General features: G+C 45.9%; 27 protein-coding genes and 1 pseudogene. 5 read left to right on the top strand and 23 right to left on the bottom strand.

Features of this window, described 5'->3' with window-relative positions:
* Nucleotides 1–13: 13 nt before the first annotated feature.
* The 4 genes and pseudogenes from CN378_RS23285 to CN378_RS02520 form a co-directional block, all read right to left on the bottom strand.
* Nucleotides 14–233, bottom strand: a pseudogene (locus tag CN378_RS23285) (hypothetical protein).
* A gap of 130 nt (nt 234–363) precedes the next feature.
* Nucleotides 364–678 carry a bacillithiol system redox-active protein YtxJ gene (ytxJ, locus tag CN378_RS02530; protein WP_098350368.1) on the bottom strand — a complete coding sequence of 105 codons (315 nt, stop codon included), beginning with the start codon at nt 676–678 and terminating at the stop codon, nt 364–366.
* Nucleotides 679–797: 119 nt separating this feature from the next.
* A complete protein-coding gene (locus CN378_RS02525; protein ID WP_098350367.1) occupies nt 798–1,286 on the bottom strand; it encodes a YtxH domain-containing protein in 489 nt (162 codons plus the stop codon).
* A gap of 16 nt (nt 1,287–1,302) precedes the next feature.
* On the bottom strand, nt 1,303–1,824 hold the full coding sequence (locus CN378_RS02520) for a DUF948 domain-containing protein (RefSeq protein ID WP_098350366.1): 522 nt from the start codon (nt 1,822–1,824) through the stop codon (nt 1,303–1,305).
* A 201-nt stretch (nt 1,825–2,025) separates the two neighbouring features.
* Between CN378_RS02520 and CN378_RS02515 the strand changes: the two genes are divergently transcribed.
* On the top strand, nt 2,026–3,141 hold the full coding sequence (locus tag CN378_RS02515) for an aminopeptidase (RefSeq protein ID WP_098350365.1): 1,116 nt from the start codon (nt 2,026–2,028) through the stop codon (nt 3,139–3,141).
* Between the two features lie 321 nt (nt 3,142–3,462).
* Here CN378_RS02515 and murC read toward each other — a convergent pair whose 3' ends face one another.
* The 9 genes from murC to CN378_RS02470 all read right to left on the bottom strand — a co-directional run bounded on the left by murC (nt 3,463) and on the right by CN378_RS02470 (nt 13,390).
* Nucleotides 3,463–4,782 carry a UDP-N-acetylmuramate--L-alanine ligase gene (gene murC, locus CN378_RS02510; protein ID WP_098350364.1) on the bottom strand — a complete coding sequence of 440 codons (1,320 nt, stop codon included), beginning with the start codon at nt 4,780–4,782 and terminating at the stop codon, nt 3,463–3,465.
* Nucleotides 4,783–4,939: 157 nt separating this feature from the next.
* A complete protein-coding gene (locus CN378_RS02505) occupies nt 4,940–5,596 on the bottom strand; it encodes a hypothetical protein (RefSeq protein ID WP_098350363.1) in 657 nt (218 codons plus the stop codon).
* Nucleotides 5,597–5,604: 8 nt separating this feature from the next.
* Nucleotides 5,605–6,708 (bottom strand): nicotinate phosphoribosyltransferase, encoded by a 1,104-nt coding sequence (locus CN378_RS02500; protein WP_098350362.1) that lies wholly within the window; start codon nt 6,706–6,708, stop codon nt 5,605–5,607.
* A 113-nt stretch (nt 6,709–6,821) separates the two neighbouring features.
* The gene (locus CN378_RS02495; RefSeq protein ID WP_098350361.1) at nt 6,822–9,530 is read right to left on the bottom strand and encodes a DNA translocase FtsK; all 2,709 of its coding nucleotides are present in this window, start codon (nt 9,528–9,530) and stop codon (nt 6,822–6,824) included.
* 222 nt (nt 9,531–9,752) lie between these two features.
* Entirely contained in the window at nt 9,753–10,358 is a 606-nt protein-coding gene (gene ytpR / locus CN378_RS02490; protein ID WP_098350360.1) for a YtpR family tRNA-binding protein, read from the bottom strand.
* On the bottom strand, nt 10,358–11,167 hold the full coding sequence (locus CN378_RS02485; RefSeq protein ID WP_098350359.1) for a DUF1444 domain-containing protein: 810 nt from the start codon (nt 11,165–11,167) through the stop codon (nt 10,358–10,360). The genes ytpR and CN378_RS02485 overlap by 1 nt, the downstream gene beginning before the upstream one ends.
* Nucleotides 11,168–11,343: 176 nt before the next feature.
* Nucleotides 11,344–11,661 (bottom strand): thioredoxin family protein, encoded by a 318-nt coding sequence (locus CN378_RS02480; RefSeq protein ID WP_098350358.1) that lies wholly within the window; start codon nt 11,659–11,661, stop codon nt 11,344–11,346.
* A 1-nt stretch (nt 11,662) separates the two neighbouring features.
* Nucleotides 11,663–12,694 (bottom strand): PTS sugar transporter subunit IIC, encoded by a 1,032-nt coding sequence (locus CN378_RS02475; protein ID WP_098350357.1) that lies wholly within the window; start codon nt 12,692–12,694, stop codon nt 11,663–11,665.
* A 192-nt stretch (nt 12,695–12,886) separates the two neighbouring features.
* Nucleotides 12,887–13,390, bottom strand: coding sequence for a hypothetical protein (locus tag CN378_RS02470; RefSeq protein ID WP_098350356.1), 504 nt, complete (start codon nt 13,388–13,390; stop codon nt 12,887–12,889).
* 164 nt (nt 13,391–13,554) lie between these two features.
* Between CN378_RS02470 and CN378_RS02465 the strand changes: the two genes are divergently transcribed.
* A complete protein-coding gene (locus CN378_RS02465; RefSeq protein WP_098350355.1) occupies nt 13,555–14,001 on the top strand; it encodes a YtoQ family protein in 447 nt (148 codons plus the stop codon).
* Between the two features lie 218 nt (nt 14,002–14,219).
* Complete coding sequence (locus CN378_RS02460; RefSeq protein WP_098350354.1) at nt 14,220–15,713, top strand: peptide MFS transporter; 1,494 nt, start codon at nt 14,220–14,222, stop codon at nt 15,711–15,713.
* Here the strand turns inward: CN378_RS02460 and CN378_RS02455 are convergent.
* The 3 genes from CN378_RS02455 to CN378_RS02445 all read right to left on the bottom strand — a co-directional run bounded on the left by CN378_RS02455 (nt 15,675) and on the right by CN378_RS02445 (nt 17,927).
* A complete protein-coding gene (locus CN378_RS02455) occupies nt 15,675–16,079 on the bottom strand; it encodes a hypothetical protein (protein ID WP_098350353.1) in 405 nt (134 codons plus the stop codon). The two genes, CN378_RS02460 and CN378_RS02455, sit on opposite strands and share 39 nt — an antisense overlap.
* Nucleotides 16,080–16,219: 140 nt before the next feature.
* Nucleotides 16,220–16,750 carry a DUF84 family protein gene (locus CN378_RS02450; protein ID WP_098350352.1) on the bottom strand — a complete coding sequence of 177 codons (531 nt, stop codon included), beginning with the start codon at nt 16,748–16,750 and terminating at the stop codon, nt 16,220–16,222.
* 103 nt (nt 16,751–16,853) lie between these two features.
* Nucleotides 16,854–17,927, bottom strand: coding sequence for a M42 family metallopeptidase (locus CN378_RS02445; RefSeq protein WP_098350351.1), 1,074 nt, complete (start codon nt 17,925–17,927; stop codon nt 16,854–16,856).
* Between the two features lie 231 nt (nt 17,928–18,158).
* Between CN378_RS02445 and CN378_RS02440 the strand changes: the two genes are divergently transcribed.
* The gene (locus CN378_RS02440) at nt 18,159–18,473 is read left to right on the top strand and encodes a PepSY domain-containing protein (protein ID WP_098350350.1); all 315 of its coding nucleotides are present in this window, start codon (nt 18,159–18,161) and stop codon (nt 18,471–18,473) included.
* Nucleotides 18,474–18,808: 335 nt separating this feature from the next.
* On the opposite strand, the gene CN378_RS02435 is transcribed toward CN378_RS02440, so the two are convergent.
* The gene (locus CN378_RS02435; RefSeq protein ID WP_098350349.1) at nt 18,809–19,651 is read right to left on the bottom strand and encodes a YtnP family quorum-quenching lactonase; all 843 of its coding nucleotides are present in this window, start codon (nt 19,649–19,651) and stop codon (nt 18,809–18,811) included.
* A gap of 116 nt (nt 19,652–19,767) precedes the next feature.
* Nucleotides 19,768–20,412 (bottom strand): tRNA (guanosine(46)-N7)-methyltransferase TrmB, encoded by a 645-nt coding sequence (gene trmB / locus CN378_RS02430; RefSeq protein ID WP_098350348.1) that lies wholly within the window; start codon nt 20,410–20,412, stop codon nt 19,768–19,770.
* A 233-nt stretch (nt 20,413–20,645) separates the two neighbouring features.
* On the opposite strand from trmB, the gene CN378_RS02425 reads away from it, so the two are divergent.
* Nucleotides 20,646–20,924 carry a YtzH-like family protein gene (locus tag CN378_RS02425; protein ID WP_098350549.1) on the top strand — a complete coding sequence of 93 codons (279 nt, stop codon included), beginning with the start codon at nt 20,646–20,648 and terminating at the stop codon, nt 20,922–20,924.
* A 2-nt stretch (nt 20,925–20,926) separates the two neighbouring features.
* On the opposite strand, the gene CN378_RS02420 is transcribed toward CN378_RS02425, so the two are convergent.
* The 5 genes from CN378_RS02420 to thpR all read right to left on the bottom strand — a co-directional run bounded on the left by CN378_RS02420 (nt 20,927) and on the right by thpR (nt 26,355).
* Nucleotides 20,927–21,700 carry a phosphotransferase family protein gene (locus CN378_RS02420; protein ID WP_098350347.1) on the bottom strand — a complete coding sequence of 258 codons (774 nt, stop codon included), beginning with the start codon at nt 21,698–21,700 and terminating at the stop codon, nt 20,927–20,929.
* 168 nt (nt 21,701–21,868) lie between these two features.
* A complete protein-coding gene (gene pulA, locus CN378_RS02415; RefSeq protein WP_098350548.1) occupies nt 21,869–24,007 on the bottom strand; it encodes a type I pullulanase in 2,139 nt (712 codons plus the stop codon).
* A gap of 19 nt (nt 24,008–24,026) precedes the next feature.
* Nucleotides 24,027–24,188: a hypothetical protein gene (locus tag CN378_RS22480; RefSeq protein WP_179884775.1), complete on the bottom strand. Its 162-nt coding sequence runs from the start codon at nt 24,186–24,188 to the stop codon at nt 24,027–24,029.
* A 641-nt stretch (nt 24,189–24,829) separates the two neighbouring features.
* On the bottom strand, nt 24,830–25,780 hold the full coding sequence (locus CN378_RS02410) for a nuclease-related domain-containing protein (RefSeq protein WP_098350547.1): 951 nt from the start codon (nt 25,778–25,780) through the stop codon (nt 24,830–24,832).
* Between the two features lie 23 nt (nt 25,781–25,803).
* Nucleotides 25,804–26,355 carry an RNA 2',3'-cyclic phosphodiesterase gene (gene thpR / locus CN378_RS02405; RefSeq protein ID WP_098350346.1) on the bottom strand — a complete coding sequence of 184 codons (552 nt, stop codon included), beginning with the start codon at nt 26,353–26,355 and terminating at the stop codon, nt 25,804–25,806.
* Between the last annotated feature and the right edge of the window lie 193 nt (nt 26,356–26,548).

The raw sequence follows: 26,548 nt of genomic DNA, 5'->3' as shown, positions 1-26,548 counted from the left end.
GTATAGGAGGGAATTACCAAATATTATCTAAAACAAAAAAACGAGGCTGGGACATAACTAAATCTATACATTCTAAAGACGAACAATTTGATCACGTGTAATACCGCTGTTGATTTCCGTGCAAGACTTCGCTTTCCTCGGGCGGAAGGCGAGCCTCCTCACAGCTAACGCTCCTGCGGGGTCTCACCTATTCCGCTTTTCCCGCAGGAGTCTTCGTCTTGCACTCCAATCAACAGCTAGAACCTGCTTAATGCATAGATTAAGCTTTAGCACTAAAAATTAAAAACCGAACGAGTTAGATTTTTATCAAATCACTCGTTCGGATTTTTTTAAGCTGAAACCCATTTGTCCCAGTCACATTCCTTATAGCTTGTTCAATTCATCTTCAGTGATTTTCCAATGAGAGGCGTTCCAGCCCGGTTTTCCATCGATGAACAGGAAAGCCTGTGGTGATTCATGTTTGATGCCAAACTTTTCGGCGATGTGTGCGGAAAGCTCCCTTGATTCCTGCACGGCTAAATAGTAGCCTTGCTCTTCTTCATGTTTGTTCAGAAATGCCTGATATTCATTGAAGGCATTCGAGCTTACCGGGCAAGTAAGGCTGTGCTTCATAAAGAAGAAACGCGGGTTTGTTTCCGAAAGCTGTTCAAACTCTTGAACGGTATCAATCTTTTTCATGTGATCCATACTTCCTTTCTTGTGCTTTATTCCCGGCCAGAGGGATCCTCCGGCCGTTTTCATTGCATTAAAAAAACGGTGAAGTCATCATATCACTTCACCGTCCTTTGAATCAATGATTATTGATTGTATGTCTTCTCAGTTTCATCGAAAGCTTTTTTTGTTTCCTCTAGCTTTTGATTCACATCTTCTGTATCCTCGACCGGTGTTGGTTCAGCCACTGAAACAGCTTGGAGCTCATCATTTGTTTCCTGAAGCTCCTTGTTGTTTGAACGGTATGTCTTCAACTTGCCGACAACATTATTGGATTGCTCCTGTACAGACTTCGTAAGGGCAGATGATTTTTCTTTTGCCACTGCAGCAAGCTCATTGCTCTTCTCTACAGCCGTATCTTTCCACTGGCCTGTCTTTTCTTTAATGACACCAGCCTGCTCGTTCAGATCATTACGAAGGTCTTTACCGGATTTAGGAGCCAGTAGAAGAGCTGCTGCAGCCCCCACGAATCCTCCGATCAGTGTCCCGATCATGAAGTCCTTTGAGTTGATGTTGTTGCTGTCGTTCGTTTGGTTCTGATTTTGATTCTGGTTTTGATTGTACTGTTGAGTCATGTAAAAATTCCCCTCTCTAATTGTTATAAGATCTTGCTCTTTTAACTAATTTTTCTCGAGATCGAACTTCTTTGGATGCTTGGTTTGGAACAGCTGCATCAGCAACATCAGGTTGTGTTGGCTGTTTTTCCTGTCTTTGTTTCCATTTGTCCTTTAACTCAATGAATGCATTTCCCCATTGAACCACCTGTGAAATCTTCCCCTGGTTGCGCTCCAGTTCAGTTGAAATGGATGTACTTACCTTTTTCACCGAGTTGTTAAGGTTCTGGATGGAATGCCCTACATCTCTTACCGCATAAACAACCGTGTTCAGATCCTCAGACTTCTTCTGGATATCCTCAGCCAATAGATTCGTTTTATGTAGTAATTCTGTAGACTCCCTTGTTACTCCCTGAAGCTGGCTCTCAAGGCCCGTCAATGTCGTCGACACACTGTCCAGGGTGGAACCAAGCGACTTCAAGGTCTTCATGACACTCATAACCAAAATAAAAAATGCAACTGCTATGACAGCTACGCTCAGATAAAGAATGATTTCCATATGCAACACCTCCATGTATAGAAATTCTTTACCCTTATGATAAACAATTAAACATTATACTAGTATTTCTCCTTACACAGGCATTTTCCTGCATGAAAAATAAATATTTTTTTCTTGTTTTAGCATTTCACATTCTATTCCTCTCATCCTCTTACATTTTAGGGTACAATAAAACAGACTACATACAAGGGGGAAGATCGAATGAAAGATCCACGTATAGAAAAACTGGCAAAAAATTTAATTCAATATTCTGTTCAATTACAGCCTGGTGAAAAAGTATTGATCGAAAACTTCGGATTGCAGAAAGAGCTGGTGACGGCTCTCGTGAAAGAAGCGTATGCAGCCGGAGGACATCCTTTCGTTTCCATCAAAGATCACGCAGTCGACCGCGCCTTATTGATGGGAGCGCAGGAAGAGCAGTATGATATGATCGCAAGCTTTGAAGCGAATGTCATGGAGCAGATGGATGCCTATATCGGTTTACGTGCAGGCGATAACATCAGCGAACAATCCGATGTGCCGGACGAAAAAATGAAGATCCACGGCAATACGATCGGGAAAAAAGTACATAGAGAAATCCGCGTCCCTAAGAAGAAATGGGTCGTACTGCGTTATCCGACTTCGTCCATGGCGCAGCTTGCCAACATGAGCACAGAAGGCTTCGAAGACTTCTACTTCGATGTCTGCAACCTGGACTACAGCAAAATGGATAAAGCCATGGATAACCTCGTCGAACTCATGAACAATACGGACAAAGTCCGCCTTGTCGGGGAAGGGACGGACCTCACATTCTCCATCAAGGACATCCCGGCAGTGAAATGTGCGGGACGCCTGAACATCCCTGATGGCGAAGTGTACAGCGCACCTGTGAAGGATTCGGTCAATGGAGTCATCTCCTACAATACACCGTCTCCTTACAATGGATTCACGTTCGAAAATGTGAAATTGACATTCAAGGAAGGTAAAATTGTGGAGGCTACGGCAAACGATACAGACCGTATCAACAAAATCTTTGATACGGATGAAGGGGCTCGATATGTAGGGGAATTCGCCATCGGTGTGAATCCATTCATCCAGCATCCGATGCAGGACATCCTCTTTGATGAGAAAATCGACGGCAGCTTCCACTTTACACCGGGTGAATGCTACGAAGAGGCCTATAACGGAAACCACTCGAACATCCACTGGGACATGGTGATGATCCAGCGTCCTGAGTATGGCGGCGGAGAAATCTATTTCGACGATGTATTGATTCGAAAAGATGGAAGGTTCGTCATTGAGGAGCTTGAAGTGTTGAATCCGGAGAATTTGAAATAAGAGAGTTGGGGGCCTCCGTCAAATTAGGACGGTGGCCTTTTTTGTGTGGTGATATGGATTGGATGTTGAGTGAGTTAGTGTATTTGCCTGTTGAATGTCTGTCTGATTTTAACAGGTGATTTCAGTGGGGAATTTGCCTGTTGAAAAAATGCAAGAATTCAGCAGGTGAATACTAGCCACTATTCACCTGCTGAATGACACGCCATTTTCTCCTGCTGAATTCCCCTCTAGTTTTAACAGGCAAAAACCCACCAATATTCTCCTGTCAAACGAACCAAAGCACAAAAAAACCGGCTCCCAATAGGAACCGGTTTTTATCCATTATTTCTCTTCTTTCACTTGTTCCTCAAGCTTCTGTTCATAAGCCTGCTGGAACTTTTGTACGTCCCCTGCCCCCATGAAAATGAGGACGGCGTTTTCGTGTTTGAGTAAGGCTGTTGTATCTTGTTCGTCTATGATTTCGCATCCTTCGATTTTGTTCTCAAGATCGTGGATGGACAGTTTCCCGTGGTTTTCCCGTGCGGAACCGAAAATTTCACAAAGGTACACTTTGTCCGCAAGACTCAGCGTTTCGGCAAACTCTGTAAGGAAGGTTTGCGTACGTGTGAATGTGTGCGGCTGGAAGACAGCGATGATCTCTTTTTCAGGATACTTCTGTCTTGCCGAGTCGACGGTTGCCTTGATTTCAGTCGGGTGATGGGCGTAGTCATCGATCAGGATTTGAGTGCCGACTTCTTTTTCGGAGAAACGGCGTTTGACTCCCTTAAAGGTGCTTAATCGTTCTTGAACGATGGCTGTGTCCAGCTCTTCGTAATGACAAATGGCAATGACGGATAAGGCATTCATGATGTTATGGTCACCGAATGTCGGGATTTTGAATGCGGCATAAAATTCATTGCGCACAAACACATCGAATGAAGTACCTGTCCGGTCACGTGTTACGTTTCTCGCCTGGAAGTCATTCTCCTCGGCGAATCCGTAAAAGACCACCGGTACCTGAGCCTGGATTTTTTGAAGCTGCTCGTCATCCCCGCATGCGATGATTCCCTTTTTGACCTGCATGGCCATCTCCTGGAACGCTGAGAAGACGTCATCCACATTGGCAAAATAGTCGGGATGATCGAAATCGATGTTCGTCATGATGGCGTAATCAGGGAAGTAGGACAGGAAGTGACGGCGGTACTCACATGCTTCGAATACGAAGTAATTTGCGTCTACTTCGCCTTTCCCTGTTCCATCCCCGATCAGGAAGGAAGTCGGCTTTGCGCCGCTGATCACATGTGCCAATAAACCGGTGGTGGACGTTTTCCCGTGCGCCCCGGTTACCGCTACGCTTGTGAATTCCTGCATGAAATCACCGAGGAATTTATGGTACCGGGTAACAGGCAATCCCTGTTCCACTGCCGCTTCAATTTCTTCGTGGGTATCAGGGAACGCATTTCCTGCGATCACATGCATATCCCCTCCGATGTTTTCTTTTTGGAAAGGGAGTATTTTTATATTTGAATCATCCAGAGCCTTCTGAGTAAAGAAATATTTATCTACGTCAGATCCTTGGACCTCGTAGTCCATATCGTGGAGTATTTGGGCTAACGCACTCATGCCCGACCCCTTAATTCCTACGAAATGATATATCGTCATAATAGAACCTCCAACAATCGTCTATCTAAAAGCATTATATGAAATGTATATTTTTTTGCCATCGGTCTTTAGCTTTTGATATTGAGTATAGAAGAAAGCGAACTTTCTTCAACTTGAAACATTATATCATTTTTTGAAATTCCTGACCATGACGAAGCTATGAAAGACCGGGCAGAATGAAGTTTGGCGCTTCTTCTTTTAAGAATGTTCTCCATAATACCCCAGTTTTTTGATTCATTTGACCATATTGTGTTTTCAGATTTGCTACCGTATCCATTGATTTCACGGGAAAAACAGGACCTAAGATCCACTGATGGATCACCAGCGGGACTTTCCTCACGAAATACGCTTCCCCTTCAATCATTTCCTTTTTTATACAATCAAGGTTCACTTTAACAAAAATTTCTTCGCTCTGCATGATGGTTTGACAGCGTACGGTCTCCCCTTCCATTTCCCTCACTATGACGGGTTCCCAGGCCGCTGTCAATACAACCGCACCAAGGAGTTTGGTTGATTCGTGAAGTGGATGTGTCTGGAGGTATTGAAAAAATAAGGTCTGTCCCTTGATGGTTTTATAATCGAACAGAAACCATTCTTGAAACAATGCCTCCATCCTTTGGGATAACCGTGCCTCGACGGGCTGAAGGAAACGCTTGGAGAATATCATTTTGGCCCGTACTTTTTCTCTAATATTGGTTTCCTTCAGTGCGTATTCATGCGCTTTCCTGTAGAGGTCCCCGATATGTTCCTCGGCGATCTTCTGCTTTTTTCTCCTGTATTGTCCGAGATCCAACGCGTTTTCCTGCTCTTGCATGTTCTCACCTATTCGAATTCTACTTTTTCCAGACGGGGGTTGGGACGAAGCTTTCTCCCTGCCTTCGCTTCAGGAGAACCGTCGATGACGACATTGTCACCTGTAAACCCGACATGGATCTTCAATAGACTGCTCCCGACCCCGTACATATCGACTGGTACCTGATTTTCCTCAAACCGGCGGATGCGGTCTTCATTGAAACCGCCCGATACGACAATCTTGACGTGATGGTATCCTTCTTCATCCAGTGCGAGCCTTAATGCATTGATAAGCTGCATATTGACCCCGCGCGGATCAAAGGTTCCCAGTACGTGTTGATTACGGAGGAAATATTTATCGATCATCATTCTTGATGTATCTACCCTTACCCCTTTTAATTCCGGACCAAACTCCCTTGCGACCTTCAGGGAGTCGGTGATGACATCATTATTGTAATCGACAAGGGCGATGAGCTCATCTTCCGGGAATGTCTCCTGATATGCTTTCGCCGCTTCGACGATATCGCCATTGAACAGTTGGATGAGGGCATGAGGCATCGTCCCCATCCCTTTCTTTCCCCACCATTCGTTCATGGCATGTGTGGCCTGGGCAGTGGATCCCCCGATGAAAGCGGCATAGCCGTCGCCTGCCTGCTGGGTGAAATGATCATCCCTGTCACCCATGAAGATGACCGGTTTCTGTTTCCCTGATATGGAAGCGGCTTTCATGACATTATAAACACTCGTCGCTACAGAGGTTCTTCTGGCAAGGATACCGTCGATGATGCCTTCTAAATATCCAAAGTCCTGATAACGGCCCTTGATGGTCAGCACCGTTTCAAACGGCGAGATCTGGTCCCCATCCTTCAGTGAATGGATCTCAAGATTCTCCGGGTTATCGGCGAACGTATGCAGAAGGGCGATGACTTCATCCGTTCCACAAATGACCGCTTGGGTCTTTTGGAAGAATTGCATGGTGACGACCGCTTCCGGTTTGAGTCGCTTGGCGATTTCCTTCGTTTTTAAAAAATAAACGGCTGAAAACCAGCCATCCTTGATTCTTTCATCAAACTTAAATGTATGATTGGTCAACCTGTTGAGTTTTCCTTGAAGTTTCAATTCGATTTCTTTCATCATTAAAGCTCCTTATGGCTTTTCCTACACAAAAAGAATAGGTATTCTGTTTACTGAGTCCTTTAGCCGGACAGATATAAACAGAATACCATGTATTAAATATTTGTACTAGTCTAGGCAAGTGTCTCCAATTCACTCTCGGAAATGAGGACATCCCTTGGTTTACTGCCTCTTGACTCGGAGATGATTCCATTACTCTCCATCATTTCCATCAATCTTGCCGCCCGGTTATAGCCGATACGGAACCTCCGCTGCAGGCTTGAGGCGGATGCCCCGCCCTGGTCGACGACAAACTCACATGCTTCTAAAAACAGATCATCTTCTTCCTCGGTCACCTGAGCCTTCTTGATCAGTTCATCCTGTTGGAAGAGATAATCCGGTTCCCGTTGCTCCCTTACATGACGGATGATGTCATCGATTTCGTCATCGGATACGAATGTACCCTGCAATCGGACCGGTTTGGATGAACCATTCTCAAGGAATAGCATATCCCCTTTACCGAGCAGGCGCTCTGCTCCGCTGCCATCGATGATCGTTCTTGAGTCGACGCTTGATGAAACGGAAAAGGCGACCCTTGTCGGCACATTCGCCTTGATCAAGCCGGTAATGACATCGACGGAAGGACGTTGAGTGGCGATGATCAAATGGATTCCGCAGGCACGTGCCTTCTGGGCGATCCGGCAGATCGCTTCTTCCACGTCTGCAGGCGACATCATCATCAGGTCCGCCAGCTCGTCAATGACGATCACGAGATACGGCAGCATATCGCTATATTGTTTGTTCCGCTTGGCCAGTTCATTGAAGCGCTTAATATCCCTTACTCCCGTGTGGGCAAATAATTCGTACCGTCTTTCCATTTCCTCCACGGCCCATTTAAGGGCGGCAGTCGCTGCTTTCACATCCGTGATCACCGGACTAACAAGGTGAGGTATGCGGTTATAAGGTGCAAGCTCGACCATCTTCGGATCGATGAGGAGCATCTTCAGTTCATCCGGTGATGCCTTGTACAGGAGACTGACGAGAATCGAGTTGATGCACACACTTTTCCCGGATCCGGTGGCTCCCGCAATGAGACCATGGGGCATCTTGCTCAAGTCGGTCACGATGGGCTGGCCGGAAATATCGAGTCCAAGCGCCGCCGTCAAAGGGGACGTCGGCTCTTGAAACGCCGGACTTGCAATGACTTCACTGATGCATACCGGCCGGCTCTCCCTGTTCGGCACCTCGATACCGATCGTGTGCTTACCGGGAATCGGCGCTTCCATCCGGATGTCCTTGGCAGCGAGACTGAGCTTTATATCATCTGTCAGATTCGTAATTTTATTGACTTTCACCCCTGGCTCCGGCTGCACCTCGAACCGTGTGACGGACGGTCCCTGTGTGACATTCACCACTTTGGCCCTGACGTTAAAGTTATGCAGCGTCTCGTCAAGTAATAGTCTTTGAGAATCCAGCCACTCTTCACTCATTTCCTTTGAAACAGGCGGCATCAGATAATCCATTTCCGGGAAGGCATAGTCCCTCGTCCTCTTCGATGATGCGCTCAATTCGCTATAGCTCTTGACCGCTTCCTCCCCCTGGACCGTGCTCCCTTCAGAGTGCTTCTCTTCTGAAACACCCGGGGCTTCAGCCGGTTCTTCCCGGCGTGCCTCCTGGACAGGCGGTTGCGGTGCCGTTTGTCCCACCGCACCCTCTCTTTCCTTTGAAGGAGATCTTTCCGGACGCTGGGCTGATTTACGGCTGTCCATCTGGCGCTTATCCTGTTTCAGCATTAAAACGTTAAAAGGAAGATGAGATCTCTTCCGTCTCTGTGGCTCCTCCTTCGCCGGTTCAACTGCTTTCGGTTCTTCTTCGACACGACTCACCTCTGCAACCGGCTCTTCTTCTGCAACAGATCCTTCTACTACAACCGATTCCTGAATTTCCGTTTCCAGTTGGGGCTGCACAGCCTCCACTGAAGGGACTTCCTGTACAGGATCAGCTGATTCATTTTCGAGGGACGGACCTTCATCTTGAAGCGGTTCTAGAGGCTCAAGACTTTCCGGCTCATCTTTTTGCGGTTCCGTTTCCGTTATAAGGGAGATACGTTCACTTGATTCAGGTTGAGCGTCATCTGTAAATCCTTGCTCTTGTTCCTCTTGTGCATCTGCAGCATGAATCGGTGGCTCCACAGGAAGTTCAAGTGAAGGGCTGCTGCTTGTTTCTTCTTCCACTTCTCCTGTTCCCGCGTCTTCAACCTCACCCACTTTTCCTGCCAAAGGAAGGGATTCTTCCACTATCGATATGGCTTTATGATCGATGACTGTTTCTTTTTTCTCTTCTTCGTTATGTAAAAATTTCTTCAGCTCATATTCGACACTTTCTTCTTTTTTGACCGGTCTTCCTTTAAACCCGTAAATGGGCGATGGTATTTCCGTCGGAGTAAACGGTCTGCTGTTTCCTTTTTCCACTTTGGACGTTTTCTTTGTTTTGACAGGAGCAGAATGGTTCTCTTCTTTCCATTTCCGACTGCTCGGGGATTGGGTGGGTTTCTTCACCGCTTGTTCCTTGACCGACTCTTCCTGTTCTTGATTTCGTCGGACTCTCCGCGGACGTTCTCTCGTCTCCCCGTCTGATATGAGGGGAAATCGGAAGTTCCCTTTTGGGTATTGATAGGTCATCCTTGCTTCTACATCACGGGAATGATTGGGCCCTGCTATATGTTTACGTTCAGCTTTTTTCGGTTCGATTTTCTGAACATCGTCATGGTTTTCATCATAATATTCTTCAAATTGTTCGTCATTATCTGATAATTTACCAAATATTTTTTTAATCCAGCTCACAAACATCACTCTTTCTTTCATACTTACTATTTATTTTATCAGTTAAAGAGAAAAATTCGAGTCATTTCGATAGAATAAGAGAATTGTTAAAGGATTGTGTCGAAATAAACATAGGTGTAAAGAGATTGTAATGCGTAAGTTTTCAACTATTCTCATTTACACTGACTTTAATATTGAAAACAAAAATACCTGAGCCCACTCTCCGGACCCAGGTATTGATTTTTATGCTGTGAATGGTTGGCCAACTTGGTAGGTATCTTCCAGGACCAGGATGCCTTTTTCCTGCGGAGCATCCGGGAGGGCGAGTTCTTTGGCAGAGCAGATCATGCCTGATGAGGCGACTCCGCGGAGTTCTGCATCTTTGATGACCATCCCGCTTGGCATGACTGCGCCGACTTTGGCCACAACGACTTTTTGTCCTTTGTCAACGTTCGGTGCACCGCAAACGATCTGAAGGGTTTCTTCTCCAACGTCCACTGTGCAGATGTTGAGCTTGTCAGCATTTGGGTGTTTTTCTTTTTCAGAAACATACCCTACCACGAACTTTGGTGAGAAGTCTGCTTCCAATACTTCCTCGAAACCGTTTTTCTTGATGGCATCATTGATCCATTGGAGCTTCTCGTCATTCATCTCGACAGGCCCCACTTCAGTCATTTTCATATACTTTGAGGCATTGAATAGGTTATAGCCAAGTGTTTTCCCTGTTTTCTCGTCATATAAACGTGCAGCATCTTCTTTTCTTTCGTGCAGCACTTCTCCTTCAAACCCCGGATTCAATGTTACGATCAGAGTATCACCAATACCTTCCAAATTGTAAAATACGTTCATTATTTCTTCTCCCTTTCCTTCTTGCGATTTTTTGCCAAAATAAAGATCGGCTCCAGTTCCCCTTCTTCATATACAAAGGATAAAGCCGTAATCGGAACATTTCCTGTGGTAAAGAAGCTCATGGTCATCTGTGCCAGGACGTCGTATCCTGTTTCATTACGAATATCCCCGATGATCAAAACATCCTGATGGGGCACTGATACCGTCATTTCACCTTTAATATCCTTGCTCACCTGTTTCAGGAACGCCTCATTCAGGATGCGGCTTGCATCGTACCCGTCATTATTGTTGAGGAAATAGAAGAGGTTTCCGGCTACTTCGTCCTTCTTCATGTTTGTCGGTAAGCTCCTTACATTGAAGAGGGCGGTTTCCTTCATTTGCCCGTGGGTCCATCCTTCAGCCTTCAGCATGTTTTCATCCAATAGTCGGTAGGTTTTCCCCAAGTCAACAGCATAGTAAATACGCGTTTCAGCAGTATGGTCATCTGTGACGAGGCTGACGCCCTCATTGGACTCCGTTGCAAAAGAGGTGGAGCGGATGACAGGGAAGACTTTTTTCTGTTTGCCGCCAAGATCCGCTTCGGTTCCCATCACGTTCAGCGCTTCTTCCACGTAGTAAACCACTTCGTCGATGATGGATTTATTATTTTCTTTCCATTTGGATACAATCGGCGGCAGGGCGACGGTGATGCCTTTTTTCGTATCAGTGTTTTCGATTCTGAGGGAGTCTTTGTCCCGGTCATATGTAAATGTACGATTCGGCTTTTGTAATCGTTCCTGAAGTATACCTTTCAGCTTTTTTATGTCCAAAACTGATCCTCCTTTACTCTTACTTTTATAATAGAAAGTAATGGTATCCTACTTTCGAATTTAATTATTCACTTATAACATTTTACATCAAACTGACGAGAATACAAAAGGAACCTCTTCATTTCAGGCAAAAAGAAAAGGAATCACACACATAAGGTGATCCCTTTTCCTGTTGTTTATGAAGCGAATGAATTCATAAAGTCTTCGATTTGTTCTTTTGTTTTCCGGTCCTTGCTCACGAAGCGTCCGAGCTCGCGGCCATCTCCGTATGCTAAGAAGCTCGGGATCCCGAAGATATCCAGCTCGATGCACAGGTCGATGAATTGATCTCTATCCACATATAGGAATGTGTATTCCGGATACTCGCTTTCGATTTCCGGAAGGATCGGCTCAATGATCCGGCAATCCGGACACCAGTCGGCTGAAAACATGAATACATGTTTCCCGCTTTCTTTCAGCTGATGGAATTCTTCCACTGATTCAAGTTTACGCATTTTACTTGCCCCCTGTTTCGATCGTCATTTGGTTGGGTTTGATCCAACCTAGTTTACGCATATATTCAGATATTAACAGGCTTATGAAGGCAGGTCCAACAAAATGCAACAAGAGGATTTTCATCGTGACATCCCAGCTGAATCCCATTGTCTTGAAGGTCATGATCTGACCGACGAAGCCGCTTGTCCCCATCCCTGCTCCGGCTGCATTGTTTTCCATCACCCAGATGGTCGTACCGATCGGGGCCAGGATCATGCCTGCTATGGTCGGGGGAATGAGGATAAGGGGGTTGCGGACAATGTTTGGAACTTGAAGCATCGAGGTACCGATACCCTGGGCGAACAATCCACCCACCCGATTTTCCCGGTAACTGATACAAGCGAATCCCACCATTTGAGCGGCACAGCCGATTGTGGCGGCTCCAGCCGCAACACCGCTTAAATCAAGCATCAATGCGATGGCCGCACTTGAGATCGGGGCTGTCAGCGCAAGACCCATGAGGGCCGCAACCAAAATCCCCATCACGATCGGCCTCTGCTCCGTCGCCCAGCTGATCCAGCTTCCGAACATGCTCATGAAATCAGCGATTCCCGGCCCGATGAAGTAGGCAATCGTGAATCCGGCAAAGATCGTGATAAATGGTGTAACGATGATATCAATTTTTGTTGTCTTACTAACGAGCTTGCCGATTTCAGTTGATATAACAGCCGCTGCATAGGCTCCAGCCGGTCCTCCGAGGCTCGCCCCGGCAGCCCCGGTCACGACAGCCGCGAATATGACAAGGGGCGGTGCACCCAGACCAAAGGCAATCGCCACCCCAATGGCCGGTCCCATCAGGCTGATGGCAAGAGTTCCCATCTCTATGAAAAATTCACTTAAGCCTGCAGGGATGGGAAGCTGTTCCCCGATCGTCTTGATGATCAGTCCGATGATCAACGAACTGAACAAGCCCAATGCCATATAACTTAATGCATCTATAAAATACGTCTTTGCCGACAACGTAATGCCTTTTTTCTCCAAATATGCTTTCATGTTTCTCTCTCCTCCACTGTAACCACTTCCTTTTACTAGTGTAAAGACACATGTTGCATTTGTCTATCCTTTTTCCCCTTTCAATATGGTCTGATTTCTTATATTTTCTTTTTCAATCGATTAGCTATTCTACATACATAAAAAAAACCGGCACCCTCCTGCTTTTGCAGAAAGGAACCGGTCTGTATCTATCTAGTTGTGTTTCACTGATGCTGCCATTTTCATCATCATTTCAGCGTTATCCGATAAGTCCTCTAAGGCAGATTGCGTCGTTACTTTCGTGCCGCCCACTCCCACAGTCAGTTCGTATTCTTCTGTATCTGGTAATTCCTTAATGACATAGTATCCTAAGCGGTCGTCTTCTTTGAAAGTCCCATGCTTCACGAGACTTTTTTTGTCATTAATGGCCATTTTATATAGAAGTTCACTATCCTGATCCTCTTGAGGGTTCGTGAAAAGGATAAACGTATCAGAGCTTTTTGAAATAATGATATTATAAGGAGATTCTTTTTCTATCTCGGCACCAAACGGGAGATAAAAGCTGATGTTCCCAGCCTCTTCGCCGGCTGCTTCATCTGAGTCCAAAGCACCCTCCACCACGTTTGCTGTCTCCTCTTTTTGTTGATCGATGGTTGTATTGCATCCTGCTAAAATAAGGATAAGAATAAAGAAAATGATCGATGCTATCGTCTTCATTTTACCTCCCTTTCATGCCTAGGACCTACGCCTATGATACCCTCACAAAGTCCCACTGACAACCCTTCCAATAAGAAATTCTGCCTTTTTCATGGGAAAGATGGTTTATTTACCTTCGAGAGGGTATTTATGATAAGATGACTAAAAACAGGAAGGTGATCAGAGTGGAATTTACCGTTTATTTAGCAGGAGAGATTCACAGCTCCTGGAGGGACGAATTAAAGGATAAAGCGAAAGCGCTGCGACTCCCCCTTCATTTTGTCGGCCCCATGGAAAATCATGATCGTTCCGACTCGATTGGAGAAGAAATCCTCGGAGAACAGCCAAACAAGATTCTTCGTGACGAGGCTGCATCGGCTGTTAACAATTTCCGGACAGAGCTGCTTATGAAGAAATCCGATGTGGTGGTTGCGTTATTCGGGGAAGAATACAAGCAATGGAACACAGCGATGGATGCAAGCACGGCCATTGTCCTGGAAAAGCCCCTTATCCTCATCCGCCCCGAAAAACTGCATCATCCATTGAAAGAGCTTTCAAATAAGGCAAATGTCACCGTTACATCCATTGATCAGGCACTAAAGACCCTGTCTTACGTGTTTGAAGTTGAATAAGCATATCGTACACGAAGCCTGCAGGAATCATTCCTGCACGCTTTTTTCATGCGAATAATCAAACTTACGAAAGACCTATAAATTTTCACTATTTAAAAATAATAAAATATTGGCAATCTAAAGATAGATTATGTTATTATTAACCATTTGCAAACTTTTTTTGACTTTAAGAAAATAATAAAATATTATAGTAAAAGAATAAGGGAGGTTGTAACAACATGTCATCAATGAATAAACAGAAAATTGTGGATAGTGTCCCTCAAAAAGGTTTCTTTGGACATCCAAAGGGATTATTCACTTTATTCTTCACAGAGTTTTGGGAGCGCTTTTCCTACTATGGAATGCGTGCCATCCTTGTCTTCTACATGTACTATGAAGTGTCAAAAGGTGGACTGGGCCTTGAGCAAAACACCGCTTTAGCCATCATGTCCATTTATGGTTCACTTGTGTACATGTCAGGTGTCATCGGAGGCTGGCTGGCTGATAGGGTATTCGGGACTTCGAAAGCCGTCTTCTACGGTGGAATATTCATCATGTTTGGTCACATTGCTTTATCATTTCCAGGGAGCTTATCTCTGTTCTTTGTCTCAATGGTATTGATTGTTATCGGAACAGGTTTATTAAAGCCGAACGTTTCCACGGTTGTCGGGGAAATGTACAGTGAAAATGATACCCGCCGTGACGCTGCTTTCAGTATTTTCTACATGGGAATCAACTTAGGTGCCTTCATAGCTCCACTGATCGTAGGTAGCCTTATGGAATCAAAAGGTTTCCACTGGGGATTCGCAGCTGCCGCCGTCGGTATGTTCTTAGGTCTTGTCGTATTCATGTTAACGAAGAAAAAGAACCTGGGTCTTGCGGGGACATATGTTCCAAATCCGCTTAATGCCCGTGAAAAGAAGAAATACGGATTAATCGTAGGTGCAGTCGCAGTAGGTCTTGCCATTTTATTAGGTATCACGATTCCTGCAGGTTTATTCACATTGGACGTATTCATCAATATCGTCGGGATTTTCGGAATCGTCGTGCCGACCATCTACTTCATTGTGATGTACTATAGTCCAAAAACAACAAAAACGGAACGTTCAAGAGTACTTGCATACATTCCATTATTTATCTCAGCGGTTATGTTCTGGTCGATCCAGGAACAAGGCTCTACTATTCTTGCCGCTTATGCAGACAAGCGTACACAGCTTGATTTCATGGGGATTTCCATCTCTCCTGCATGGTTCCAATCACTGAATCCACTATTCATCATCCTGTTAGCTCCAGTGTTTGCCTGGATGTGGGTGAAACTTGGTGACCGTCAGCCATCCATTCCGAAGAAATTTTCATTCGGTCTATTGTTTGCCGGTTTATCTTTCTTAGTGATTCTGTTACCTGCACAAATGGGAGGAGAAGACTCTCTTGTAAACCCATTATGGCTTGTGCTGAGCTACTTCATCGTCGTGCTTGGTGAATTATGCTTATCACCGGTCGGTCTTTCGGCTACAACAAAGCTTGCACCTGAAGCGTTCTCTGCTCAGACGATGAGTCTTTGGTTCCTGGCTTCTGCCGGTGCGCAGGCTCTGAACGCACAGCTTGTCCGTTTCTATTCACCAGAAAATGAAACACTTTATTTTGGTTCAATCGGTGGGATGGCCATCGCGTTAGCGGTCATTTTATTCCTCATTTCACCAATGATCCAACGGGCGATGAAAGGTGTAAAATAATTTCCCTAACCCCCTGTACACAACGTTCAGGGGGTTTTTTTGAATAAAAAAAGAACCCCATTTTACAGGGGTTCCAATGCTATTACCAGAAAAATCCGAAGCCACAACCGCAGCGCTTATGTCTTCTACATCCGCATCTTCCACGATTGTCTTCATCGCCTCTTCTGCCTCTGCATCCTCTGTTACGGTCTTCTGCACCTCTGACGTTGTCTCTATCACATCCACATTTTCTGTGATCATCATTCGTCCCAAATAAGTTGCATCTTCTTCTGTTCCCAAACAGGAATTTATCCCAGTCACAACAGAAGCGATCGTCATGGCGATCGTCACGTCGATCATCATCACGGCGTCCGCCAACTCGGTCATTACAATAGTTGCATCCCATAAATTCTAACCTCCTTAGAAAGAATTTATCAGATTAAATTAAGTCTGATATACTCCATCCTATGAAGGTCCGGGTGATTTGGTATGGGCCAAGTACCCCTTAATGATAAATGTACCGCATATTATTTTCCTGAAAGATTCGTTTTGTATTGCCACTGACCGATCAATAGCTCCACGACGTGAAGGAACATTGCTTCCCTTGTAATGAGACCATTGGTAAAAACGCCTATGGCCCCTTCTTTTTTTCTGATTCCCGTTCTCTGGGTGTATTCATCCATCAAGGGACCGAGCTCTTTCCCGGCTTTCAATTCCATACTGATTTCTTTCGGGAGGGAGATCCTTGCCCCTCCACCGATGATTTCGTTTCCTTGCCGATCAACAAGCGCGCCCCAGTTACAGACGAACATTCCGTACAGGGCCTCGGATACCCCACCTTCAAGTCCGATCCCTATGTCACTATCCGTGACTTTGAGGACATTCTTGGCACGGTTTATTGCGCCTTCTATCGTCTCCTGGTCGGATAGGGGCTGTTCGCTCACATAGGATTCGGTTTTCATACACTGGAATTGCACTTCCCCGTATTGTTCCTGAAAGGCTTTTTGGATTGCTTGTACCTTTGCGGGATTTGTTGTTCCGATTGCTACTTTTAACAAAATAATACCTCATTTCTAACAGGGTAAACCCTTTTTTCTCTCTATAAAAAAGCTGCCTCAATGCTACATAATGAGACAGCCTTTTCCTATTCTTTATTCGTGATCATCCATTGGATTTAATGGTCTCGATGGTCGAGCGATCACACTCTTTGACTAATTTGACGATCAGCTCTTTGGCTGCCGCATAGTCATCTACATGGATCATGGATGCATGGGTATGGATATACCTTGAACAGATTCCCACCACTGCACTTGGGACCCCTTCATTGGACATATGGACTCTTCCGGCGTCTGTCCCACCCTGGGAAACAAAGTACTGGTATGGAATATCATTAGACTCAGCTGTATCAAGGACAAATTCCCTTATGCCCCTGTGCGTGACCATGGAACGATCAAGAATGCGGAGAAGAGCCCCTTTCCCTAACTGACCAAATTCGTTCTTATCCCCTGACATATCATTCGCAGGACTCGCATCCAGTGCAAAGAAGATATCCGGATTGATCATATTGGCTGCGGTCTGGGCACCGCGCAATCCCACTTCCTCTTGGACAGTGGCCCCGGAGTAAAGGGTGTTCGGAAGGGATACGCCCTCAAGCTCTTTTAATAATTCAATGGACAATCCGCATCCATAGCGGTTATCCCACGCTTTGGCAAGGATCTTTTTCTCATTGGCCATCGGCGTGAACGGACAGATCGGTACAATCTGCTGACCCGGCTTGATTCCGATTTCACGTGCATTTTCCCGGTCATCCGCACCGATATCGATGAGCATATTTTTGATATCCATCGGCTTTCTCCGCTGTTCTTCCCCAAGCAGGTGAGGCGGGATGCTTCCGATCACGCCTGTAACAGGACCGTTATCGGTCATGATCTGAACCCGCTGGGCGAGAAGCACCTGGCTCCACCAGCCGCCAAGTGTCTGGAAGCGGATCATGCCGTTATCCGTGATTGACGTAACCATGAAGCCCACTTCGTCCATGTGCCCGGCCACCATGACAACAGGATCCTGATCACTGCCTTTTCTTACACCGAATATGCCGCCTAACCGATCCTGTACGATTTCATCGGAGTGTCGGGATAATTGTTCCCTCATAAATTTACGGACCGCATGCTCATTACCGGGCGCTCCCGGCAATTCCGTCAATGTTTTAAATAATTCCAACGTATCTTGTTTCATGTCGTATGCCCCTTTTTATTTAAAATCTAGTTTATGTATAATCTTATTTTACAGAACTTTCGCACCTCTTACCACCAATTGAGAGTAAAACCAGTTCTCTTTTTTATGTTTTCTTTGATAGAATGTACGTATGGATGGAAAATTATCGATCATTGCCGGGAAGTTTGACAAGGTCCGATTGGGACTTTCTTTCATGCCCGCATGCAAGATCAGCCTGTGGAGGGAATAAAGATGAACTGGAAATTTTTCGTAGTTGGACTCGGAATCGGAGCAGTGGGCGGATACTTCCTGAAAGAACAGCTTGATGATTCGCGCCTCATATCTGCTGAAAAAGTATTAAAGGACGTCAAACTGTCATTTAAAAAAGAAGGCAGTATCGATGGTTCATGGATCGGTATGAAGCCTGAAGACTATCAGAAGCACTCCGTCAAAACAAAAGTGTATAAAGGCGGCATCTCTAGACGAATGGACGGCGAACTGCAGCAGTACGAGTTCGTTGCCGATGCTTATACCGGAACGGTTGTGGATGTATATCCATTGGTTTGAATGTGATAAAAAGAGGCTGGGACATAACTAAATCTATACATTCTAAAGACGAACAATTAGATCACGTGTAATACCGCTGTTGATTTCCGTGCAAGACTTCGCTTTCCTCGGGCGGAAGGCGAGCCTCCTCGTCGCTGACGCTCCTGCGGGGTCTCACCTATTCCGCTTTTCCCGCAGGAGTCTTCGTCTTGCACTCCAATCAACAGCTAGAACCTGCTTAATGCTAGATTAAGCTTTAGCACTAAAAATCAAAAATCCGAACGAGTTAGATTTTCATCAAATCACTCGTTCGGATTTTTCTTTAGCTGAAACCCTTTTGTCCCAGTCTCTTTTCCTTATTTTTCCCGTTCGACCTTTTGGACGATTTCCCCGTCCCGATTCCATTTGATGCCTCTGTACACCGCATCATGATAGAAAAGGAACCAGTACCCTTCTTCGATCGCCTTACTGATCCATTTTTCCTTTGCTCCGATGGACGTCATCGGATAGTCGTCATAAGCGAGTACCCACAGCGGATTTTTGTGTGCATGGGTCGGCATGATGTCCGCCATATGGATGAACTTCTCCCCACCATGCTCCAAGAGGATGATCGAATGGCCGTCGCTATGTCCGCCTGTGTGGACCATCTTGATCCCTGGAAGGACCTCCGTCTCGTCTTTGAACGTTTTTACCTGAGACTGGATGCTTTCCCAATTCTCCTTCCAATATGTATTCCGGGAGCGTACGTTGGGATTTCTCATCTCATCCCATTCCACCTGTGAGGTGTAGATGACGGCGTTCGGAAAGACCGAAACCATTTCATCTCCCTCATAGGCCGTCAATCCACATGCGTGATCGAAATGCATATGAGTCATCAGGACCACATCGATATCTTTAGGCGTAAGCCCAAGGGACGCAAGGGATGCTTCGATATCCGATTCTTCGTGCACCCCGTAATTGCGCTTTTGTTTGTCATTCAGTTTTCCCTTTCCGATCCCGGATTCGATTAATACATTTTTTCCTTCCCACTGAAAGAAAAGGGGATCGGTCCGCAATTCGATCTGATTCAACTCATTCACGGCATATTTTTTTGACCAGAGAGGCTTTGGCACCACACCGAACATCGCTCCCCCATCCATATGGGTCACTCCGCCGTTCAGCCAGTGTATTGTTAGATCTCCAACCTTCAACGTTTCCATCCTGACTCCTCCTTTGTTCATACTCCTTCATTTTATCAGAATACATGGACAACTTGTAGGAGGAGGCCCTGGCAATGAAAACAGCCCCGCGAAATCAATCGCAGGGCTGCTTTCATTCATCCATTTTGGAATTGTGCTTCGACGCGGTAAATCCTTTGACCTTTAGCAGAGAATTTCTCTTCGTATTCGGTCATGATATTGCCTTCGAACTCACTGTTGTGAAGATCAAGGCTTAAGAAATTCAAATGAAGACCGTACCACGAGAAACTCTTCAAAGAGTACTCGAATAATCCCTGGTTATCTGTCTTGAAGTGGATTTCTCCAGCCTTGACCAGGATTTGTTCATACATCGATAAAAAGTCCTTATACGTCAGGCGGCGCTTTTCATGGCGATTTTTCGGCCATGGATCTGAGAAGTTCAGGTATACCCTGTCCACTTCTCCCGCTTCGAAATACTCCGTCAGATTCCTTGCATCGACATTCAACAGCTTCACGTTCGGAAGCTCTGCTTCGATCAGGCGATCAAGGGCGGTCACAATGACACTTTCGTATAACTCGATTCCAATATAGTTAACGTCCGGATTGGCCCTTGCCATTTCCGTGACGAATTGACCTTTTCCTGTCCCAACCTCAATATGGATGGGATTGTCGTTGCCAAACTCTTTGTTCCATTGACCTTTTTTCTCCTGGGGTTCTGCCACCACATACTGTGGATGATCACTGATTTTCTCAGAAGCCCAAGGTTTATGACGTAAACGCATGTAGACACCTCATTTTTTATTATCGAAAAAAACATACCATGACTAACAGTCCTATGCAAGAGCCAAAATGGAACCAGACTCAGCTTGGAGGTCCGTCCCTCAAAAAAGGGCGCATAATTGAAAAAGGAATTCACACACTAGTAGTGAATTCCTTTTTTCGGGTCCGTTCATTTAAAGGGCTCTTAGAAAGTACGTGTTTCAGTCAAACTTATGAAAATGAAAGGGTGTACTCGATGCCTTTAAATTCACAGAATCAAATACAGTTATTGTCCGATATTTTAAGCAATCATTCGTCTGACTGCTGCGGTTCGGTTTCAGAATGTGAGCAGGTTGAACGTTTAGTGAAGTCATTGATGGTCAATGCCGATATCCATGAAAACGTCAAACCCGTCTTACAGGAAATTTATCAATACAGTCAAAGCGGCATTTCCTCGCCTGACTTGACGAACCATATTACGACCAATAAACAGAACCTGTCCCAGTGGGTCACGGATATGAACAGCTACTCTTGAATTTATATGACCTTGTGTAAATATTCAATCCAGTGATTCATTTCGTGGAAACGGGCTTTCCCCTTATGCCACTGGATGGATAAAATCGTTTGGGCCACGACGTACCATTTCATGCGCAGCTTCAGGTTATCGGTCAGCTCGAGCCCGTATTGAGTCAGCCAGTTTTCCCACTGATCCTCAGGGATATACCAGTATAACAATAAGCCTACATCAAAGGCGGGATCTGCAATCATTGCTCCATCCCAGTCGATTAAATACAACTGGTTGTAATCAGACAGCAGCCAGTTGTTGTGATTGACGTCTCCGTGACAGACCACATATTCTTCCTGTTGAACGCTCATGAGCTCTTTTTGAAGAAACAAAAGCGCCTCTCTGATCACAGGCAAAGAAAGAAGATCGAACTCCAGGCCCGTTTCCACTTCCGTCAGCATATGCTCCGGTTGAAACGGCTCTTTCCCCAGCCTCTCGAGCATGGTGGAAAGGGGCTTTGAGGAATGGATCTTGTTCAACAGCCTTGCCACACGTTCATCCTTCATCTCTTCGGGCTTTAATTCTCTCCCATTTAACCAGTGTTGTGCCGTGATGACGTCCCCGTTTTCCATTCGTTTTGTCCAGACAAGCTTGGGGACGATCCCTTCTGCTGACAATACAGCAACAAAAGGGGAAGAATTACGCTTCAGAAATAACCTTTGCTCCTGATACTGAGCAAAGAACGCTTCTCCGGTCGCACCGCCTGCGGGGACGATTTCCCAATCTTGGTCAAATAAGTGTTCCAATATATTCACCTTCTATTGGTCCTTTGTCATGTTTATATTTCATTCATATATGTCATGTTTAAAAGTCTTATAAAATAAAAAAGACAGCTATTGGGCAATACAAATCAATAGCCATCTGTTTAGATTTTATCGTCATCTTGCATTTTCGTCAAGCACTGGAATGAACGGTCACCTTACAAACACATAGGATGAGACCGGCTCGAGATTGATGGAAGGCGCCTTCACATCGTACAGACCGCTTACACTCGCCTGATTGCCATCTGATAGACAGATCCATTGTTTTCCTTCAGGGAGGGAATACTGACAGGGCTTAGTATCAGAATGAAAGACCATGAGGATCTCATCCCAAGGCCCGTATGGATGGACATTCCGATACGTGACATCCACCAGGTTCGCCTGACTGTGGGACACCTTTACATGTTCCCGGATCATGTCACTCTTTTGAAACCGGAAGGCCCCGTGACTTTTCCGGATTTGGATCAAGGCTTTTACGTATTGAACCACGTCATCGTATTCTTCTCTTCTCACCCAGTCCAGCTGATTGATTTCTACGGGTGAGTTATAGCTGTTCTCGATCCCCTTTTTCGTCCTGAAAAATTCCTGCCCCGCATGGAGAAACGGGATCCCTTGGGATAACAGCACCATCGTAGTCGCTAATTTATGGCGAGCCTTCAGTGTTTCTTCGTCTTCATTCAGGCACGCCTTCATTTTATCCCACAGCGTATGATTATCATGGGACTCCACATAGTTGACCGATTGAACCGGCTCTTTGAATAGTCCACGTTCCCCGCTCCTCATCCCGATGCTGCCGGTGAGGACAAGCTCCACCTTCTGTTCTAGATGTCCGTGACCGAGGGCGAAGCCTTTATCGTATAAATTGAATGTACTCCCCTTGATGGTGTCCCTGAACCAGTCATTGAATTGCCCGATTCCCTGAAGCTGATGGGCATTGCGAAGATTCGCCTTTTGGTGGGGAGGGAGTGGCGTATTCAAGTCCCAGCCTTCTCCAATTAATATCGCCCCCGGTAACACCTTATCCACTTCTTCACGGATCACGGTCATGGTCTTCACATCGAGGATCCCCATCAAATCAAAGCGAAAGCCGTCGACACCGTATTCTTTCATCCAGTAAAGGATCGAATCGACAATGAACTTCCTCGCCATCAGCCGTTCAGAGGCAAAATCATTTCCCACCCCCGTCCCGTTCGACGGTAAGCCATTTTCATCGTGACGGAAAAAATAGCCGGGCACGAGCTTTTCGAAAGATGAATTCTCCCGGATGAACACGTGGTTGTACACCACATCCTGGATGACCCGGATATTCTCATCGTGAAGACTTTGAATCAGCGTCTTTAATTCCCTGATCCGTTCAGAGGGATCTTCGGGCTTTAAGCTGTAACTCCCTTCAGGAGCATTGAAGAACAGGGGATTGTATCCCCAATTATAGCTTGTGTCTGAAGGGTTGTCGGTCACACCATCGAAATCGTTCACAGGGAGCAGCTCGACGTGGGTGACCCCGAGCTCCTTTACGTACTGGATCCCGCTTGAGAATCCTTTAGGGGTGGTCGTTCCCTTTTCCGAAAAGGCACGGTATTTCCCCTTGAACTTCATCCCGCTTTCCTCTTGTGCAGAAAAATCCCTGATGTTCAGCTCATAAATCACAGCATCTGTCGGAGAGGGTAATGGTGACAGGGGAACATTCTTCTTGCCCGGATCGATGACACAGCCCCATTCACTATTCAAAGAGACTGCTTTCGCATAAGGGTCGACAAGCTCATCCCAAACGAGATTGATACACGGAAGGATACTGTAAAAATACCCCTCTACATCGGTATCCACCCTGCATGCCCACACGCCGCTATCCATTCGTGTATACGGGTATTGGATTTCTTCCTCATCGGGTGATTTGAGCTTCAAACGGACCTCTGTCGCAGTCGGTGCCCACACCTTGAAAACGGTGCACCCATCCAGGTATGTAATACCCAGGTCATCGCCATCATAGTAGTACCTTTGATCAAACTCCCCGGTCCGGATGACGGCCCCGATCTGAAGGTCTGTCTTTGTACCATGTTCATCGACGATTTCATAGAGCTCCCCTAAAACAATCTTCTCACTTTGAATGGTCGTCACATACTTCATGGCATCGTTCAGGGGGATCTTGTCTTCGATATGAAGGGCGATTTTCTCCTCTCCCCTGATAAGGGTGAAGTGATTCGAATTGCCCTCATGATAATCGTATGGAAGGATCATGGTGATCGTATTGAACGTATCTAGAAACGCATCATATTGCCTGCTAATGACTAACACTTCTGCCACCCACTTCTGTTTAACATTTTCCGAGATAACAAATTTCTGCTTGTGCTCTGTCAATCAGTAACTGCTGGATGGTGCGGGAAAATGCTTCGCTTTCCGCGGACGTTCGGCCGAGCCTCCTCAGCTTCGCTTCCGGGGTCTCGTCACGATCGTTTTTCCGCAGGAGTCTACGCATTTCCCCTCACCATCTCAAGAGTCAACTTGCCAGAGCACAAAAGTTTCCAAAAGAAAAGAACCAGAAAAAAGGGTCAAAGTTCAATGAACCTTAAATGAAGTTGTTTCTCAAAGACTTATGTTCACGTAACTACTTGTAAAGGAAACATTCTTAGAAAGTTGATTGGAGCGGAAGGATGCTCGACTCCTGCGGGAATAGCTGGACAGCTCGAAAAGCGGAGACGGCTTGCTCAGCCCCGACAAGCATAAGGTAGATGGACCTAGAAGGCGCTTTTTGCCTTCTTGGACCATTTATCTTATGACCTCGAGGGGCTAGCCGTCGGAGCTGGACAGGTGAGACCCCACAGGCGCAGCCGAGGAGGCTCACCGCCAGCCCCGCGGAAAGCGAGCATCCTGGAGCGGAAATCAACTACCCCTCTCTTATCTAAAGTAGCAATAAACTCATAAAATAAGCTTAAAGAAAAAACATGATGAGCACATTTAACCTATCTTATAGTATTCACTGAACGCCCATTTGGTCCGCTGTTTATGGTTGGATATCTCATGACGCTTTATTAAGGTATATGCTTGTACTTTATGAATAAGTCAATCAACTGCATGTTGATTGAATATACCCTGTAAGCATCCTCTTAAAACCGCCGGCTACTCTTCTAGTGCAGCTTGCCCATCTTCCCATTGAAGTCTCTTGAAGGAGGTGGTCTGACAATAGTCCATGATGGCCTGAGCGGCTTTCAGCTGCACACTCTTAATCGGTGAAGAGCTTGACCTCTGCTGAAGGAACCATTCATTGTGGATTCGCTTGTCCAGGAACCGGATCCCTGCAGGGGACTGCGGATAGTCTATGTAACCATTCCTGCTGATGACAGCTTGATGAATAGGGAGTTCCACTCCGGCGTATTGTATGATCTGATGGATGATACGCTCCATCCGTTTCAACCCAATGAGCGGATTCAACACCTTGGTCTCGGCATCTCCCCACTTTTTCAACCAGAATCGCTCCCCCGAGCCGATATAGGCCGTTCCCTCCTCGAACTCGAGAAAGGTCAGGCACCATATGCCCGTCGGAGTGATCAGGATCGTCTCCAGCTCGACCGGTGCATTCTTGATTTTCAGGACGGGGTTGTACATGACGAATATATTATCCGGGAAACGCTGGAGGAGATGGCGTAATCGCTCGTCATAATGGTAGCTGTTGTCCACATAGGATTTCTCCGTGATCGTAGAGCTTGCCCATCTCAGCTGAAAATCAAACACAAGGTTCAAAAAGGACATCTTCAACTCTTCTTCTGAATGGATATCCTGACCTGCATCCATCTCAAAATGCAGTTCTTCATCACTCGGCTGAAGGGGAAGGGGCTCTTCCTCAGCCTCTTTCTTTTTAAAAAGGGAAAAGAGCTTTTCCTTCATGGAGTTCTTCTCATCGTCCGCTTCTTCCTTTACGGGAGCTGATGCAGAGGGCAGATTCCCATTCTCCCAATGTTGTTTCATTTTTTCCCATTGCTGCTTTTTTAATCGGACAAATTGGGAAGGATATCTATATAAATCCGTTTCGTATCGTGAAACGTAATCTTGAAGCTTAATGAGCTGTGCCATATGAATCGGTCCTTTCGTGACGGTCAATTTGCCTGTAGCGGTATGGTGTGTATGGCTTCATACTTAGGCAGCCGGTCATGGTGAGTCTGATATAAAACCATTTTCGTTGCTGTAAACGCATGGCTTTCAGTTGGCTGGAATTCGTTCAGCCACCCGGGTGTAAAGGCGAATCCTTCATCCCATTTCCGGCCCACTGTAATATGCGGGGAAAAAGGCCTCTTATCCAATTGAAAGCCCGCTTCTTCGCACGAACCGTACACAAGATCCCGGAGTCGGTGCAACGCGTCCGAATGCTCCACCCCCATCCACAGGATTCTCGGGGAGTCGCTTTTACCGAACGTGCCGAACCTGCCTAGCGTCAAGGGAAAAGAAGGATATACCAAATCCCCCACCTTATCCATGACAGGCCCAAGATCCTCTGCACTCCCTAAAAAGGCAAGGGTCAGATGATAATCTGCGGGATGGACCCATTTCTTAAACGAATCCTGCTCCTTCATCGGCTCAATCCACCCATCAATATAACGTTTTGTTTCCTCTGGAAGCGAAAGTGCAAAAAAATAATGGGATGTCAACATATCACTCGTCCTGTCTTTTAGGATTTTTTAAGCATTTTGGTTGGTCATATAATTAAGAAATGTCTATATTCTAAATTTTCATAGCGCTTGAAATTAATTGGAGCAAGAAACTGATTCTCAGTAAGTTGATTGGAGCGGAAGGTGCTCGACTCCTGCGGGAATGGCGGGAAAGCTGAGACCCCACAGGGCTTTA

Source organism: Bacillus sp. AFS015802 (assembly GCF_002561455.1).
Classification (GTDB): Bacteria; Bacillota; Bacilli; order Bacillales; family Bacillaceae_B; genus Rossellomorea.
This window is presented reverse-complemented; position numbering and strand designations above follow the sequence as displayed.